Here is a 1768-nt window from a genome sequence, read left to right as displayed (position 1 = left end):
AATACAAGTGTCGACTGACACTACGCTTTCGCGAGCAAGCCCGCTCCCACAGGGGATGTGGTGTGTTGGAGGATCAGGCCTGCATGCGACCGAAGCGCCCGGACTGGAAATCGGCGAAGGCCTGGTGGATTTCCTGTTCGGTGTTCATCACGAACGGACCATGGCCGACGATGGGTTCGTCGATCGGCTCGCCGCTGAGCAACAGCACCACCGCGTCTTCGCTGGCCTCAAGGGTCAATCGGTCGCCCTGGCGCTCGAACAATGCCAACTGCCCCTGACTCGCCGACTCCTGGCCATTGATCTGCACCGCGCCGCGCAGGACCACCAGCGCGGTGTTGCGTCCTTCGTGCAGATCCAGGTTGAGCAACTTGCCGGCGTTCAGGCGAATGTCCCAGACATCCACCGGCGTGAAGGTGCGCGCCGCGCCCTTGTGACCGGCGAATTCACCGGCGATCAGGCGCAGGCTGCCGGCATTGTCCTTGAGCGCGATGCTCGGAATATCGCCATCGAGAAGGGTCTGGTAACCGGGATCGGCCATTTTGTCCTTCGCCGGCAGATTGACCCACAGCTGGACCATTTCCAGGGTGCCGCCGCTCCTGGCGAATCCTTCGGAGTGAAACTCTTCATGGAGAATCCCCGAGGCCGCGGTCATCCATTGCACGTCGCCAGGACCGATCTTGCCACCGCTGCCAGTGGAGTCCCGGTGTTCCAGTTCGCCTTCATAAACGATGGTCACGGTTTCGAAACCACGATGCGGGTGCTGGCCCACGCCCCGGCGCTCGGTGGTCGGCGAAAATTGCGCGGGCCCTGCGTGATCGAGCAGCAGGAAGGGGCTGATGTGTTTGCCCAGGTTGTCGTAGGAAAACAGGGTGCGAACCGGGAAACCGTCGCCGACCCAATGTCCACGGGGGCTGGTGTAGATACCGATGATGTTCTTCATGGGGTCTCCTGAGAAATGAGTGAAACCATGAACCCAGCTTATAGCCGGAACTAATTACGCACTAGTCGGTGAAAATCGACCTGATTGTCCCGTATGTAGAACGATGGATGACGGGCTGGCGTGGATTTTATTTCGCGCATAATATCGACCGACATTATCTTCGTAATATCCGCACACACGCGAGGCCACTGAACATGCAAAGCCCCAACCGCGACACCATGCTCGCCCAATGGATCGCTCAGGAAGAGGCCATGCGCGCCCGTCTCGCCGGGCCCGGCAGTCTGTCCCTGGCCGAAGTCAGCCAACTGACGCCCACCGAGTTTTTCAATGGCATCGGTAACGGTGACCTGCCCTCGCCGCCGATCGGCACTTTGATGGATTTCATCCCGATCGAATGGTCCGAAGGCTTGTTCATTTTCCAGGGCACGCCGGATTCGCGGCATTACAATCCGTTGGGCACCGTGCATGGCGGTTATGCGGCCACCCTGCTGGATTCGTGCATGGGTTGTGCGATTCATACCCTGCTGAAAAAGGGCCAGGGCTATACCACGCTGGATCTGCGCATCAGTTACGTGCGCGCGCTGAACAGCGCCAGCGGCCCGGTGCGGGCCGAGGGCAAGATCGTGCATCTGGGGCGTTCGACGGCGTTGGCCGAGGGGCGGATTTATGATGTGGATGGGCGGTTGTATGCGACCGGGACGACTACCTGCATGATTCTTGAGCCTCGGGGGTAAGGTTTCAGACCGAGTCGCGGCCTTCGCGAGCAAGCCCGCTCCCACCTTGGATTTCTGTCACACACAAAATTTGTGTCACATGAAGATCAACTGT

2 protein-coding genes are annotated in these 1768 nt (G+C 59.8%); one reads left to right on the top strand and one right to left on the bottom strand.

Annotated elements, in window-relative coordinates:
• Nucleotides 1–73 precede the first annotated feature (73 nt).
• Complete coding sequence (locus ACW9JE_RS30570; protein WP_457434884.1) at nt 74–940, bottom strand: pirin family protein; 867 nt, start codon at nt 938–940, stop codon at nt 74–76.
• Between the two features lie 194 nt (nt 941–1134).
• Here ACW9JE_RS30570 and ACW9JE_RS30565 point away from each other — a divergent pair, with 194 nt between their 5' ends.
• Nucleotides 1135–1674 (top strand): PaaI family thioesterase, encoded by a 540-nt coding sequence (locus ACW9JE_RS30565; RefSeq protein ID WP_224537663.1) that lies wholly within the window; start codon nt 1135–1137, stop codon nt 1672–1674.
• Nucleotides 1675–1768: the final 94 nt, after the last annotated feature.

This window comes from Pseudomonas sp. SDO55104_S430 (genome assembly GCF_054070595.1).
This window is presented reverse-complemented; position numbering and strand designations above follow the sequence as displayed.